This window comes from Lentihominibacter sp., assembly GCF_046951855.1.
GTDB lineage: Bacteria > Bacillota > Clostridia > Peptostreptococcales > Anaerovoracaceae > Lentihominibacter > Lentihominibacter hominis.
In genome coordinates this window covers 1-13292 of sequence record NZ_JBKTXS010000043.1, presented here as the reverse complement: position 1 = coordinate 13292, position 13292 = coordinate 1, and the positions used below count along the sequence as shown (strand labels likewise).

General features: G+C 41.9%; 14 protein-coding genes, 1 pseudogene and 2 riboswitches. Of the genes and pseudogenes, 12 read left to right on the top strand and 3 right to left on the bottom strand.

Annotation, left to right across the window (positions count from 1 at the left end):
• The 3 genes and pseudogenes from ACLR96_RS09425 to ACLR96_RS09415 all read right to left on the bottom strand — a co-directional run.
• Positions 1-285, bottom strand: a pseudogene (locus ACLR96_RS09425) (formate acetyltransferase); the annotation flags it as partial.
• Positions 286-298: 13 nt separating this feature from the next.
• Entirely contained in the window at positions 299-1030 is a 732-nt protein-coding gene (pflA, locus tag ACLR96_RS09420) for a pyruvate formate-lyase-activating protein (RefSeq protein ID WP_177269882.1), read from the bottom strand.
• A gap of 42 nt (positions 1031-1072) precedes the next feature.
• A riboswitch (ZMP/ZTP riboswitch) is annotated at positions 1073-1153 on the bottom strand.
• 78 nt (positions 1154-1231) lie between these two features.
• Entirely contained in the window at positions 1232-2191 is a 960-nt protein-coding gene (locus tag ACLR96_RS09415; protein WP_177269880.1) for an Ltp family lipoprotein, read from the bottom strand.
• A gap of 296 nt (positions 2192-2487) precedes the next feature.
• Here ACLR96_RS09415 and ACLR96_RS09410 point away from each other — a divergent pair, with 296 nt between their 5' ends.
• From ACLR96_RS09410 to ACLR96_RS09355, 12 genes are all read left to right on the top strand, one after another.
• Positions 2488-2673 carry a DUF6591 domain-containing protein gene (locus ACLR96_RS09410; protein ID WP_412265755.1) on the top strand — a complete coding sequence of 62 codons (186 nt, stop codon included), beginning with the start codon at positions 2488-2490 and terminating at the stop codon, positions 2671-2673.
• Between the two features lie 65 nt (positions 2674-2738).
• Entirely contained in the window at positions 2739-4094 is a 1356-nt protein-coding gene (locus tag ACLR96_RS09405) for a pyruvate carboxylase subunit B (RefSeq protein ID WP_177269878.1), read from the top strand.
• 69 nt (positions 4095-4163) lie between these two features.
• Positions 4164-4283: riboswitch (molybdenum cofactor riboswitch) on the top strand.
• 179 nt (positions 4284-4462) lie between these two features.
• A complete protein-coding gene (locus ACLR96_RS09400) occupies positions 4463-5326 on the top strand; it encodes a substrate-binding domain-containing protein (RefSeq protein WP_177269876.1) in 864 nt (287 codons plus the stop codon).
• 20 nt (positions 5327-5346) lie between these two features.
• Positions 5347-6042 (top strand): ABC transporter permease, encoded by a 696-nt coding sequence (locus tag ACLR96_RS09395; protein WP_177269874.1) that lies wholly within the window; start codon positions 5347-5349, stop codon positions 6040-6042.
• 1 nt (position 6043) lies between these two features.
• Positions 6044-6751, top strand: a complete 708-nt coding sequence (locus ACLR96_RS09390; protein WP_177269872.1) for an ATP-binding cassette domain-containing protein — start codon at positions 6044-6046, stop codon at positions 6749-6751.
• Between the two features lie 274 nt (positions 6752-7025).
• A complete protein-coding gene (locus ACLR96_RS09385) occupies positions 7026-7412 on the top strand; it encodes a 4Fe-4S dicluster domain-containing protein (RefSeq protein ID WP_177269870.1) in 387 nt (128 codons plus the stop codon).
• A gap of 18 nt (positions 7413-7430) precedes the next feature.
• On the top strand, positions 7431-9203 hold the full coding sequence (locus tag ACLR96_RS09380; protein ID WP_412265749.1) for an aldehyde ferredoxin oxidoreductase family protein: 1773 nt from the start codon (positions 7431-7433) through the stop codon (positions 9201-9203).
• 116 nt (positions 9204-9319) lie between these two features.
• Positions 9320-9559, top strand: a complete 240-nt coding sequence (locus ACLR96_RS09375; protein WP_177269868.1) for a hypothetical protein — start codon at positions 9320-9322, stop codon at positions 9557-9559.
• Position 9560: 1 nt separating this feature from the next.
• Positions 9561-10250: a ThiF family adenylyltransferase gene (locus tag ACLR96_RS09370; protein WP_177269866.1), complete on the top strand. Its 690-nt coding sequence runs from the start codon at positions 9561-9563 to the stop codon at positions 10248-10250.
• A 2-nt stretch (positions 10251-10252) separates the two neighbouring features.
• Positions 10253-10894, top strand: coding sequence for a molybdopterin-guanine dinucleotide biosynthesis protein MobB (locus ACLR96_RS09365; protein WP_177269864.1), 642 nt, complete (start codon positions 10253-10255; stop codon positions 10892-10894).
• 18 nt (positions 10895-10912) lie between these two features.
• Positions 10913-12145 (top strand): gephyrin-like molybdotransferase Glp, encoded by a 1233-nt coding sequence (gene glp, locus ACLR96_RS09360; RefSeq protein WP_177269862.1) that lies wholly within the window; start codon positions 10913-10915, stop codon positions 12143-12145.
• 12 nt (positions 12146-12157) lie between these two features.
• The coding region (locus ACLR96_RS09355) for a molybdenum cofactor synthesis domain-containing protein (protein ID WP_412265744.1) at positions 12158-13292 on the top strand (1135 nt) is incomplete at its 3' end.

Below are 13292 nucleotides of genomic sequence, written 5' to 3'. Positions count from 1 at the left end.
CACGATTACTTCACTCTCGCGATCTATATAACCGGGAGCGAAATTATTTATTCCGGATACTGTTTTGGTTTCAACATCAATGACTCCCTTTTTTATTTCTTCTACGATAAGTTCGCTGGCTTTTTTCCATACACGTTCTGTTTTTTTTGAAACAGGTGCGAGAAAGCCCTCATCTCCGGTATAGGGGATATAATTTTTCTGAATAAAGTTTCGTACGTTTACTAAATGTCTCCATTCACCTGTATGAAAACCGGACCAGGCTGTACAGTTTACATCAATGCTCATTTTTTCCTCCTGTTTAAATAACATTTGCTGTTAAATTTCTGTTTAATCGTTTGTTCCATTCCGCTATTTTTTCATGTGATAACGGAGGGATTTTATCAAGAGGGTATTTCATATGCATTTCATGGTATTTGTGTACTCCGAGGGTATGATATGGCAGCAGCTCAACTTTTTGTATATGAGTCAGTGTTTCGAGATATGATTCGAGGCCTGAGAGATGTTCATCTCCGTCTGTAAGTCCGGGAACTACTACGTGTCTGATCCATAGAGGCACAGCCATATTCTGAGCAGTTTCAAGGAAACGCTTTGTTTCATCATCAGAACACCCTGTTATTTTCAGATATCCGTCTTGAGTGTAATGTTTGATGTCATAGATAAGAAGGTCGGTGTGAGAAAGTATATGTTCATAATCTCCTCTGCCGCAGCCTGCTGTATCAATACACGTGTGGATGCCGGCATCTTTGCACATAGTCAATATTTCACACAGAAACTCAGATTGAAGAAGAGGTTCGCCGCCTGAAAATGTAACGCCGCCGTCAGATCCGAAATATGGCTTAAAGCGCAGTATACGTTTTAAAAGATCTTCCGGTGAAAGTATCATGTTTTCTGATGCTTTTTCTGCCCAAGTGTCAGGATTGTGGCAGTATTTGCATCGAAGACGGCATCCCTGAAGAAATATAACAGTTCTTATCCCCGGTCCATCTACAAGGCCCATGGATTCTATGGAATGCACACATCCTAAAGTCATATGATTTCCTCCCTTTTCAAAAAGAAAAGCCGACAATCCGGGCTTTTCTGCCCAGACGGCCGGCTAAATATCTATCATACTCCATGTGGTGCTCCACATTATCCGTCAGTTATATGATTTCAAAAGTATATCATCAAGATGTAGTGGCTGTCAAGAGATGTGACACGATTTATATGGATTATAATTCAGCATAAATACATTTTAATATCCGACAGCTTTTACGCCATATTCTGCTTGTTCGGAGGTGAAGCCTTCGAATTCAAGTTGTTCGACAAGTTCCTGACGGGAGAATGACATAAAATCTATGTATTCCTGTGCCATTCGTGCGGCTTCGTTGTTCCAGTCCGCTCCACAGTGATCTGCTGCATACACAGATTCTGAATTGCTGTATCCTTCAAATTCGAGTTGCTCTATAAGCCCTTGATATGAAAATGCGGAATAATCCAGATAATCTTTTGCCGATTCCAGAGCATTTTTTTCACCAAGAGTGACAGAGTCTGAAGATGTGTTTGGTTCTGTTGTGGATTTTGTGGATTCCTGCGAGGAAGTACTGATATTAGTATCAAGATCAATGTCTGATATGGATGTTAAAGCCAGTCTGGCAGATAATGCAATATTTAAGATAAAAAGAACTCCTATTCCTGCAGTTATTATTATTCTCACGACATTGGTGAATTTTTTTCTGGACCACATTAAATAAAGCCCCACAGGCCAGAAGATGACGAGAAACAGAATGACAAACCAAGTTTTGTAGGAAACACCTTCTTGCTTAGGTATAGTGTAATCAGGGGTTTTGAAATCAGAGGAAGCGGAGTTGCTGTCTCCTGTGAATTTATAGTTATAAGTTTCATTATTCTGTCTGTTTTCTCCGGTTGCCTGGCTGTATGTATCTGAACCGGAGGCTGCATTCTGCTTAGAATTTGTTTTTTCTGACTGCAATGAGTCTGTTTCAGACGTTTGGCCGGTTTGATCTGAAGTATTCATATAATTCGAGCTTTCTCCGGATGTATTTTCTTCATATGGTGATATTATTTCTTCGGGCAGGGTATTTACTTCCGAATCTTGGCGGGATGAGTAAGGGGCTGGATCTGCCATTTGGGCTCCGCATTCAGTACAGAATTTTGTCTCGGCTTCATGGCCGCAGTTAGGGCATTTTTTCATGATTTCTTTTCCTTCTTAGACGCATAGATAAAATTAAACTGAAGTAAGTTTATAAATCTGCTGTCCCGTTCTGTTGCTGTAAATTTAAGATTATTATACTTGTTTTTTCCATATTAGTATATATTTTTCTTTATAAAATATAGATAATTCAGTTTATTTAGTCAGATGGATTTTAAATGACGAAGACATTTTTATTAAATTTAAGGGATACTATTAAAAGCGGACATATAGTGTAATTGAAAAAAATTATTAAAATTTGAGAGGAGAAGGCCTCCTCTTAAAAAGACCGATGTGGGATAAGTCCTGAGTTCAAAGAGACGACCGACAGTTACGAAGCTTTTTTTAATGGGTATTGTAAATTTATGGAGGAGTATAATAATTCAGGTAAGATTATTATAATACTGCGTTTCTCAGATATGAGTTTTGCGAAATCAGTACTTGCTGGTAAAAATTTAACGATTTTATTGCAAAAATCCTTATAATTTAGTAAACTAATTTGAGTTAAAAGAAGAAATTTACAACTTATTAATATAAAGGGAGTAGTTATATGTTTTTTTCTAATAAGGGAGAAGTGAAATTTACAGAGACTATACTGAGAGATGCTCACCAGTCCCTGATGGCAACAAGGATGAGAACTGAGGATATGCTGCCTGTGGCAGAAGTAATGGATGAGATAGGATATCATTCTATAGAATGCTGGGGCGGAGCTACCTTTGATGTATGCATGAGGTATCTGAACGAAGATCCGTGGGAACGGCTTAAAGAGTTGAAAAAGAGGTTTAAGAAAACAAAACTTCAGATGCTTTTGAGGGGTCAGAATCTGCTGGGATATAATCATTATCCCGATGATGTGGTAGATGTGTTTATCCGCAAATCTGTGGATAACGGGATAGATATTTTCCGTATATTTGATGCTTTTAATGATGTGAGGAATCTGGAGCGGGCGGCTTATGCTGCCAAGCAGGAAGGTGCGCACGTGCAGCTTGCCATGGCATATACTGTAGGGAAAAAATATACGTTTAAATACTGGAAGAAGCTGGCTAAGGATCTGGAAGAGCTGGGAGCCGATTCTATATGTATAAAGGATATGGCGGGACTTCTTATGCCTTATGAGGCGGAGAATATAATAAAAATGCTGAAGAAAACTGTCAGTGTTCCAATTCATGTGCATTCTCACTGCACCAGTGGGGTGGCGCCTATGACTTATATGAAGGCGGCCGAAGCGGGATGTGACGTCATAGATACGGCGCTGTCTCCTTTTTCAATGGGAACGAGTCAGCCTGCCACCGAAGTTATGTATGAGACTTTTAAAGCGGGAGGACTAAACGTAAAGCTCAATGAAGATGCTATGACTTATGCGGCTGAATATTTTCGTAAATTCAGAAGGCATGCAGAGCAGGAAGGTCTCATAGATATAAAAATGATGGATGTGGATACCAAAACTCTCCAATATCAGGTACCCGGAGGAATGCTGTCGAATCTTTATATGCAAATGAAGGAACAGAATATGCAGGAAAGATTTGATGAGGTGCTGAAAGAGATTCCTAAAGTTCGTGAAGATTTGGGTGAGCCACCTCTCGTAACTCCGTCCTCACAGATAGTGGGAACACAGGCTGTATTCAATATAATGACAGGAGAACGCTATAAGATGGTCAGCAAGCAGACAAAAGCTATCTTAAAAGGCGAATACGGAAAGACTATAAGACCTTTTAATAAATCTGTCCAAAAAAAGGTGTTGGGAAAAGAACAGGCTATTACATGCAGACCTGCTGATCTTCTCAAGCCTGAGTTTTTCAATAAGAAGAAAGAACTGGGAGAAAAGGCTTCAACTGAGGAGATACTGCTGGCTTATATATTGTTTCCACAGTCTGCGGAATCTTTTTATAATAAAGATGAACAGTGATTTTTTATAAAATGTTGTTGTTTAAACAACATTATGTTAAACTGTAACAGACAGTTTGATGTTAATCATAAAATTTAATAATTCCGAACATATATTTCTAAAACTCGAAGGTCATGAGATATATGTCGATGGGCCTGTCGGGAAACTTCCGGGCCTCCCGTTATGGAAAGGAATGATATGAAGGCGAAAAAAGAATTTTTCATTCCGAAAAATTCTTTTTTGTTTGTTCTGCGTAAAGTGTAGATAATTGCGGCAGAACTCGTATTACATACATTCCTTTTTTGTTTGGGATTTATGTAATGAATATTTATGATAATAAATGGCAATCGTCATTTATTGGATATTATTATGTAAAACGGAGGTAGTTTATGAAAAAGAAAATTTTAACAGTAGTTTTGGCTCTTGCCGTATTGTTCTCCATGACAGCGATATTATCAGGCTGCGGAAATGAAGAGAAAAGTACGGAAAACAAAGGAAAGATTATTCTGGCAACTACGACCAGTACAAAAGACAGCGGTCTTTTGGATGAGATTCTGCCTGTTTTTGAAAAAAAATCAGGCTATACTGTAGATGTAGTGTCAGTTGGCTCCGGAGAGGCAATGAAAATGGGAGAGAATGGGGAAGCTGATGTATTATTGGTTCATTCTCCCGCTGCAGAAAAAGAGTATGTCGACGGAGGACATGCTGATGAAGATGGAAGAATGGACGTAATGTATAATGATTTTGTTGTCATTGGACCTGAGGCGGATCCTGCGGGCGTAAGCAAGAATGCACAGGATGATGCGTTGGCTGCATTTGAGAGTATTATGGAAAACCGACAGATATTTGTATCCAGAGCAGACGATTCGGGAACTCATAAGAAAGAATTGTCTATTTGGGAAAAAGCAGGTCTTAATCCTTCCGGAGACTGGTATATAGAAGCGGCTGCAGGAATGGGAGATGTAATCACCATGACAGACGAAAAAGCCGGATATACATTGTCCGACAGAGCTACATGGCTGAATGTAGGAGGACAGACAGCGCTTAAGATCCTTTGCGAAAAAGATCCGAGCGGGTTACTCAATAATCAGTATGGGGTTATTTGTGTAAATCCTGAAAAAAATGAGAATATAAACCATGAGGGAGCGAAGGAATTTCAGGAATGGTTAGTATCGGAAGATACACAGAATCTTATCGGTGAATACGGTGTGGAAGAATATGGTGAAGCATTGTTTGTTCCAAATGCAAAATAAAGCGTAAAGGTATATATAATATGGATACTATCGGACACGGGATTACAGAAGCTATAAAATTAATATTTACAGCAGATAAGGAAATTTTTCAGATAGTGGGACTGTCTCTTTATATCTCTTTTTCATCTGTTGTAATATCTTCTGTTATAGGAATTCCGGCTGGAATATTGATAGGAACGTATGATTTTAAAGGTAAGGGAATTATAGTCAGGCTCATATATACGTTTATGAGCCTGCCTCCCGTAATAGCCGGTCTGACGGTTTTTTTGATATTCATGAGAAGAGGTCCTCTTGGAAGCCTGCAGCTTAATTATACTGTGCCTGCGATGGTAATAGCGCAGGTCTGTCTTGTTACTCCCATAATCATAGGCTTGACTTACAATATAGTTAAGGAAAAGGCAAGGGCAGTGAATGCTCTTGGGATAACGCTGGGAGCGGGAAGAATTCGCAGGGGCAGACTTTTGATTTATGAAATGCGCGTTGGAGTAACGACTGCAGTTGTTACAGGTTTTGGCAGAGCTGTCTCCGAAGTGGGAGCAGTAATGATAGTGGGCGGCAACATTAAAGGTAAGACACGTGTTATGACTACTTATATTTCCGAGCTCAAAGGAATGGGAAACTATGACAGAGCTATAGCTGTAGGAATAATCCTTTTGCTGATATCCTTTATGGTGAATGCTGTGCTTTATCATTTTCAGGAGCGTGAGAGCAGGTGATTTGTTGCATATATTGCTGAGATTATTGAAAAAGAGTTTTGGAGAGAGGTCTGTACTTGACATTGACAGCGGTGAAATAAAACATGGAAGCAGAACTGCTGTCATAGGGCCTAATGGTGCCGGAAAAAGTACGCTTCTCAATATAATGGCAGGAATACTTAAGCCGACCTGTGGAAATATTTATTACGATGGCAGTAAAGAGTTTCCTGGGACAAATATAAGTCTCGTATTTCAGGAGCCCTATCTGATATCCTCAACTGTAGAAAAGAATATTGCCTATCCTCTAAAGATAAGAGGTTTTTCAAAAGAAGATATTTTAACTCGTACGAATCTTTTAATGGAGGAACTTAATATTCACAAGATTAAAAAACAGAGACCGTGGAATCTTTCGGGAGGAGAGAAACAGAAGGTTGCACTTGCCAGGGCATTATCATTTAAACCGGGACTTCTTTTGCTGGATGAGCCTACTGCAAATATAGATCCTCATACTACAGCGGAGATAGAGAAGATGCTGGTTGAAATAGGTGAGAAAGAAGATATAACCATAGTTACGGTGACTCACAATTTAGCTCAGGCAAGACGAATGTGTGATCAGGTGATAATGATGCATGCGGGAAAGATTATAGAGACAGGCGACTGCGAAAATATTTTGAAAAAACCTTGCAATGAGATAACCAGAAAATTTATAGAGGGGGAGCTGCTGATATGATAGGTGTTAATATGATTGACAAAAATTCAGTGGGTACGTTATAATTATATCAAATATATTAATATCACTCCGATTCTCATCAGACACAAGATGCCGGTGAGGACGTTAGGGCGGCAGAAGTGATTCTGCAGCCTGCCATTGTGCAAAGGAGAACCTTTTAATCAAAGAAAAGCGCATTTTCTTAAGGTCTTCTGTTGCACTTTTTTAATATGCGGAAATATTGACAGAGACGAAAATGTATTTTCTATTCTGCATGGGGAAGGAGTAAAGGAATATGAAAAGACTCAAATTCAAAAAAGCTAAATGTATAGGCTGCCAGTTATGTGCGCAGGTCTGTTCTGCATACAAGGAAGGCGAGTACATACCTTCAAAGGCCAGAATTGCCATAGAGACTTACTATGATAAGGGGGCGCTTAAATATGCGGATCATTATTGTATTCTTTGCGGTATCTGTCAGAAGAATTGTCCGACGGGAGCAATAAGCATTGATGAATACATTAAAGTGGATTTTGACAAATGTATAGGATGCGGTACATGTGCGGAAAAATGTCCTAAAAAAGTCGTAAGGATAAGAGATGAAAAATCATACATCTGCGATACCTGTAAGGGAGATCCTAAGTGTGTGAAGACTTGTCCGCAGAATGCACTTACATTTGAATAGGCAAAGGAGGTAGAGTTTATGACAATGCTGGGATATCAGAATAACGTATTGAGGATAAATTTAAAAGAAAAAAAGGCCTCCGCGGAGCCTTTGAGAATGGATTTTGCCAGAAAGTACATCGGATCAAAAGGTCTGGCAATAAGATATATGTATGAAGAGCTTGACCCGGGGATCGATGCACTGGGTGAAGACAACAAGCTGTTTCTGACCACAGGACCTCTTACAGGAACTCCTGTGCCTTGTTCGGGAAAGCTTTCGGTGGCAGCAAAATCGCCGGCTACGGGAACGATGAATGACTGCTCCATAGGAGGTCATGCAGGTATAAAGATAAAGTTCGCCGGATATGATATGATAATTTTTGAAGGAATTTCGGAGGAGCCATGTTATGTGGTTATCGAAGACGATAAAGTGAAATTTCTTGATGCAGCAGATCTGTGGGGCAGAGGATCTCATGAAGCAGAAGCTGTTTTAGCGGAGCAGTACGGTACCGACTACAGCATAATGTCTATCGGACCTGCAGGCGAAAAGCTTAGCAATATGGCATGTATAAATTCCGACTATTACAGACAGGCCGGAAGGGGCGGCATCGGAGCTGTAATGGGATCAAAGAAGATGAAGGCTATCCTTATCAAGGGAACAAAGGGTGTAAAGGTAGCTGATATAGAAAAGACTACAGACAGAATACTTGAGATACTTCACGATGATGTTCTTCAGGAAGACAATACATTCGTTTACGATGCCGGAACAACAGCGTTCCTTGAAGCGTGCGGAGACGGCGGAATAGTCCCTTACAAGAATTTCTCGGGAGCAAACGATCCTGAATGGGAAAAATATAACGGAGATGTACTCATGCAGTACAGAGAAGGCAAGAGAGGATGCGGAAGCTGCGGACTGGGCTGCGGCAATTTCCTTAAGATAGGGAATGCCGTATGTGAAGGTCCCGAGTACGAAACTATTGCCGTTGCAGGACCTAATGCCGGTATAACAGATCCTGAGCATATAGTAAAATTTAATGAAGTCTGCGACAATATGGGTCTGGATACCATAAGCGCTGGAGACACCATTGTATGGGCCATGGAAATGACAGAAAAGGGTCTTTACGATTTCGGCATCAGATTCGGCGAAGCTGATAAGATGATCGAGATGGTAGAGCTGATGGCGCGCCAGGAAGGCGTGGGAGCGGATTTATGCAAGGGCGTGAAATACTGCTCCGAAAAATATGGCGGTACAGATTTCGCTATGCAGGTTAAAGGGCTTGAATTCCCTCAGTATGAGCCACGTGGTTCATGGGGAATGTCATTGGCGTATGCGGTTTCCGACAGAGGCGCATGTCATATGAGAGCATATGCTCCGAATGTGGAGGTATTTGCCGCAGCAGTTCCTCCGTATACATCAGAAGGAAAAGGTCAGATGGTATATGAACTGGGAGAGTTCAATGCAGTTAAATTCTCGTTATGCATATGCGACTTTTGGGGGACTATAACATATGACATTATGGCGGAGATGCTTACTATGATAACCGGGGAGAAGTGGACTGCCGAAGAAATGGGAGAAGTCGGCAGAAGAGTTCTCAACATAGGAAGAGCATTCAACCAGAGAGAAGGATTTAACAGAGCCAACGATACGATCCCTAAGAGACTTGTAAGAGAAGCTCTGGGAGGCGAAGGTCCGGCTGCGGGACAGAAGATTCCTCAGGAAGCTTTTGATGATATGCTTGATCAGTATTATGAAGTAATGGGCTGGAATAAAGACGGCACAATGCCGGAAGAACTGATTCGGTCTATTTTGTAGAAAATAATATTGAAATTTTGACTAAAGCCGGTAAGCAGAAAGAGCTTGCCGGTTTTGGCGTATTTATAAATAAGTAAAGTTGGTGTATACTTGGCCTATAGAAAGGATGAGTAATTATGAAGGTAACCATAACGCTCAGAGGAACGCTGAGAAAGTATTTCGGTGAAGATAAAGAACGTGTATATGATGTTCCTGAAGGCTGTACATGTGATGAAGCGCTGAAGATTGCAGGATTGGATTACAAGAAGATAAAAAATTTCGGATTTGTTTCAGTAAACAACAAGAGAGTAATGATATATGACAAGCTTCAGGAAGGCGATCTGCTGAAAGCCTTTTCAAAAGTTTCGGGAGGATGATATGAGGAAAAGACGTTATGAGAGAAATCATACTGCCATTTTACAAGAAGAAAACAGAATTCTTGCAGGCAAGAAAGCATGCGTAGCAGGCTGTGGAGGTCTTGGCGGGGGAGTAATCGAAGGACTTGTACGCACCGGCGTGGGAACTGTTGTCGCCGTGGACGGAGATGTTTTTGATGAAACCAATCTCAACAGACAGGTATTTTCCAATGAGGAGAATATGGGAAAGTCCAAGGCAGAGGAAGCTGCAGTGCAGAGCAGGCTGATAAATTCAGAGGTGGAAGTTATCGCCGTCAATAGCTTCATAGATGAAAAAAATGTCAGGGAAATCATTGCAGATTCGGATGTGGCAGTGGATGCTCTTGATAATGCGGAGGCCAGAAAGATGCTGGAAGCGGCATGTGAAGAGGCAGGCATTCCTCTTGTTCATGGAGCGGTGGCCGGTTGGAACGGACAGGTTTCAGTTATAATGCCGGGTCAAAGAATGATAGAGGCTTTATATGAAGGAGAATCTGTCGGAGGAGACGAAAATGATACGGGGAATCCTTATTTTACGCCTGCAGTGATTTCGGCGCTGGAAGTTGCGGAAGCAATAAAGCTGCTTCTTGGAAAAGAAAGCAGCCTTGAAGGCAAGCTGCTTACGGTGGATTTGATGAATCATCAATATGAAATAATAGATTTTGGAGAATAATAATGAGAATGGTTATGGTGAAAGGTTTTTCCAAGACGGGAAAGACAACTACAGTCTCAGCACTTATAAAAGAACTGAGAAGACGAGGCTATACGGTGGGAACTCTCAAAGATATACATTATGAAGAATATCGCAGCGATGTGCCTGGGACGGACACTTATGTTCACAGGGAAAGCGGAGCATACACAGTGACGGCGCTGGGACCAAATGATACAGTCATAATGATGGATTCGAGAATGAGTGCAGAGGCTCTTTTAAAATATTATAAAGAGGACTTTATAATACTGGAAGGCGACTGCGGAATAAAATGTCCTACAATAATTACCGGCAGGAATACTGATGATATAGATAAGAGAATGTGCGATGAGGCTATTGCCATATCGGGAGTAATAGCAGAAACAATGCAGGAGTACAGAGGATTTCCTGTCATTAATGGAAGAAAGGAAGTGGAGAGATTGGCAGATCTGATTGAAAAAAAGACGAAGGAACATGAGGAGGAAGTTGATATACAGCTTATCATAGACGGCAAAGAGATAGGAATGGTGCCTTTTGTGCAGAGGACTCTGCAAAATGTTGTAATAGGCGCAGTAAAGGCTCTGGATGGCTATGAAGAAGGTAAAGAGATAGTAATAAGAATAAATTAGATAAGAGGACTGTAAGATATGAGATTGCTGAATGTTGATACCATTGATGAAGCACGGGGCAAGCTGCTGGAAAACGCGGCGGGTAAAATTCCCGGTGTTGAATATATTGATTTTTCAAAAGGTCGGAACAGAGTTCTTGCGGAGGATATTACCGCGGCCGAAAATGTTCCCGGCTTTAATAAGTCCACTGTTGACGGATATGCCGTGAGAGCCAAAGATACTCAGGGAGTTTCGGAAAGCATTCCTGTGTTTCTGGATGTTGTGGGGGAAGTGTCCATGGGGGAAGCTGCCGCAAAAGGCATCAATCCCGGACAGGCATGTTATGTTCCGACAGGAGGTATGCTGCCGGAAGGTGCCGATTCGGTGGTTATGATAGAGCATACAGAGAAATTTGATGAAAACAGCATTGCTGTGTATGATTCTGTATCGGTTGGAAGGAATGTCATATCAGCAGGAGAAGACATCGGCATGGGGACGGTGTTCCTTAGAAAAGGTACCTTAATGAGGCCGCAGGATACAGGCGTTCTGGCATCAGCCGGAGTTTCGCAGATACCGGTTTTCAAGCCGTGGAAGGTGACGGTGATATCCACAGGCGATGAGCTTGCAGGTGCGGACGGCGCCATAAAACCGGGGCAGACCAGAGATATAAATACTCATTCCCTGTCAGCAGCAGCTGAAAAAAACGGTTTTGTCGTAGCTGAGAAGCTTGTTCTTAAAGATGACAGAGATGCAATAAAGAATGCCATTTCAAAGGCTATGGACATCAGTGATGTGGTAATCGTATCGGGAGGAAGTTCTCAGGGAGATAAGGATTATACTGCAGACATAATGGAGGAGCTGTCAGACGTTGGGGTGTTTACCCATGGCATAGCGGTAAAACCGGGAAAGCCTACTATTTTGGCATATGACGGCAAAAGCGGGACAATACTGGCAGGACTGCCGGGACATCCTGTAGCTGCGCTGCTGATATTCGAATTGTTTATAGCATGGCTGTACAGACAGCTTACCTGTCAGAAAGAGCCAAAGAAAACCATTGCGCGTATTACGGAAAATGTGCCGTCGGCAGGGGGAAAGGCTACATGTATGCCGCTGGAGCTTACAGAGGGCAGTGATGGGGTGTACGATGCAATACCTGTTCTGGGAAAGTCCGGCTTAATGACTGTTTTGACAAGGGCTGACGGATATACTTTGACAGATACCAATTCGGAAGGACTTAAACAGGGAGAGTTTGTAGAGATTACACTGTTTTAGGAGAGGATATATATGAGCAAGAAGAGAAATCTATATTTGAACACCATTTCGGTGGATGAGGCAAGAGAAAAATATCTGAAGGCCGTTTCGGGGCTTTTAACCATGCCTGCAGAGACGATTCCGGTAACGGAAAGTCTGGGCAGAGTAACTATGAGCGCAGTATACGCCAGATACAGCTCACCTCTTTTCAATGCGTCGGCTATGGACGGAATCGCTGTATCGGCAAAAGATACGGAAGGCGCTACAGAGACTTCTCCGGTAATTTTGCAGGAAAATATGTATACTGTAGTGGATACGGGGGATCCTGTTCACAATCCATATGATGCCGTAATTATGGCAGAGGATATAGTGGAAACAGATGACGGAGTGAGAATAACATCATCGGCGGCTCCGTGGCAGCATATAAGACCAATAGGAGAGGATATCGTTGCGGGAGAAATGATATTGCCCGGCAGCCATAAGATCAGAGCTATAGATATAGGTGTGCTGCTGTCAGCAGGAATCCTTGAAATAGATGTGGTGAAAAAACCGGACGTGGCGATTTTTCCCACAGGAACAGAGATCATAGAACCCGGTGAAGAAATAAAAGAGGGCAGCATACTTGAGTCCAATTCAAGAATGTTTGAAAACATGGTAACGACCATGGGAGGAAACGGCCACAGATTTCCACCTATAAAGGATGATTACGATGAGATTCTCAGCAAGGTATCTGATGCTGCAGACAAGTATGATATGGTGATAATAAATGCAGGCTCAAGTGCCGGAACGGAAGATTATACGGTACATGTTCTCAGGGAGCTGGGTGAAGTTATAGTGCATGGAGTTGCCATAAAGCCTGGTAAGCCGGTTATACTGGCAATGGTGAAAAATAAACCGGTTATAGGCCTTCCGGGATATCCCGTTTCGGCATATATAGGCTTTGAAAATTTTGTCGCACCTCTTCTCAGCATTATGGGCAGAAGGAATGAAGCGGTAAATGAGCAGATAGAGGCTCACATATCAAAGCGTATAGTGTCAAGCCTTAAGCATAAGGAATATGTGAGAGTAAAGGTTGGAAAGGTTGGCGATAAGTTTGTCGCTGCACCGCTTGCCAGAGGCGCAGGAGCTGCCATGTCCCTTGTGAGAGCCGATGGATTCTGTGTAATAG

Bases quoted from the DNA above. Each gene is read 5' to 3' on its own strand.
- pflA (WP_177269882.1), bottom strand. From the start codon at position 1,030: ATGACTTTAGGATGTGTGCATTCCATAGAATCCATGGGCCTTGTAGAT.
- ACLR96_RS09415 (WP_177269880.1), bottom strand. From the start codon at position 2,191: ATGAAAAAATGCCCTAACTGCGGCCATGAAGCCGAGACAAAATTCTGT.
- ACLR96_RS09405 (WP_177269878.1), top strand. From the start codon at position 2,739: ATGTTTTTTTCTAATAAGGGAGAAGTGAAATTTACAGAGACTATACTG.
- ACLR96_RS09400 (WP_177269876.1), top strand. From the start codon at position 4,463: ATGAAAAAGAAAATTTTAACAGTAGTTTTGGCTCTTGCCGTATTGTTC.
- ACLR96_RS09395 (WP_177269874.1), top strand. From the start codon at position 5,347: ATGGATACTATCGGACACGGGATTACAGAAGCTATAAAATTAATATTT.
- ACLR96_RS09385 (WP_177269870.1), top strand. From the start codon at position 7,026: ATGAAAAGACTCAAATTCAAAAAAGCTAAATGTATAGGCTGCCAGTTA.
- ACLR96_RS09380 (WP_412265749.1), top strand. From the start codon at position 7,431: ATGACAATGCTGGGATATCAGAATAACGTATTGAGGATAAATTTAAAA.
- ACLR96_RS09375 (WP_177269868.1), top strand. From the start codon at position 9,320: ATGAAGGTAACCATAACGCTCAGAGGAACGCTGAGAAAGTATTTCGGT.
- ACLR96_RS09370 (WP_177269866.1), top strand. From the start codon at position 9,561: ATGAGGAAAAGACGTTATGAGAGAAATCATACTGCCATTTTACAAGAA.
- ACLR96_RS09365 (WP_177269864.1), top strand. From the start codon at position 10,253: ATGAGAATGGTTATGGTGAAAGGTTTTTCCAAGACGGGAAAGACAACT.
- glp (WP_177269862.1), top strand. From the start codon at position 10,913: ATGAGATTGCTGAATGTTGATACCATTGATGAAGCACGGGGCAAGCTG.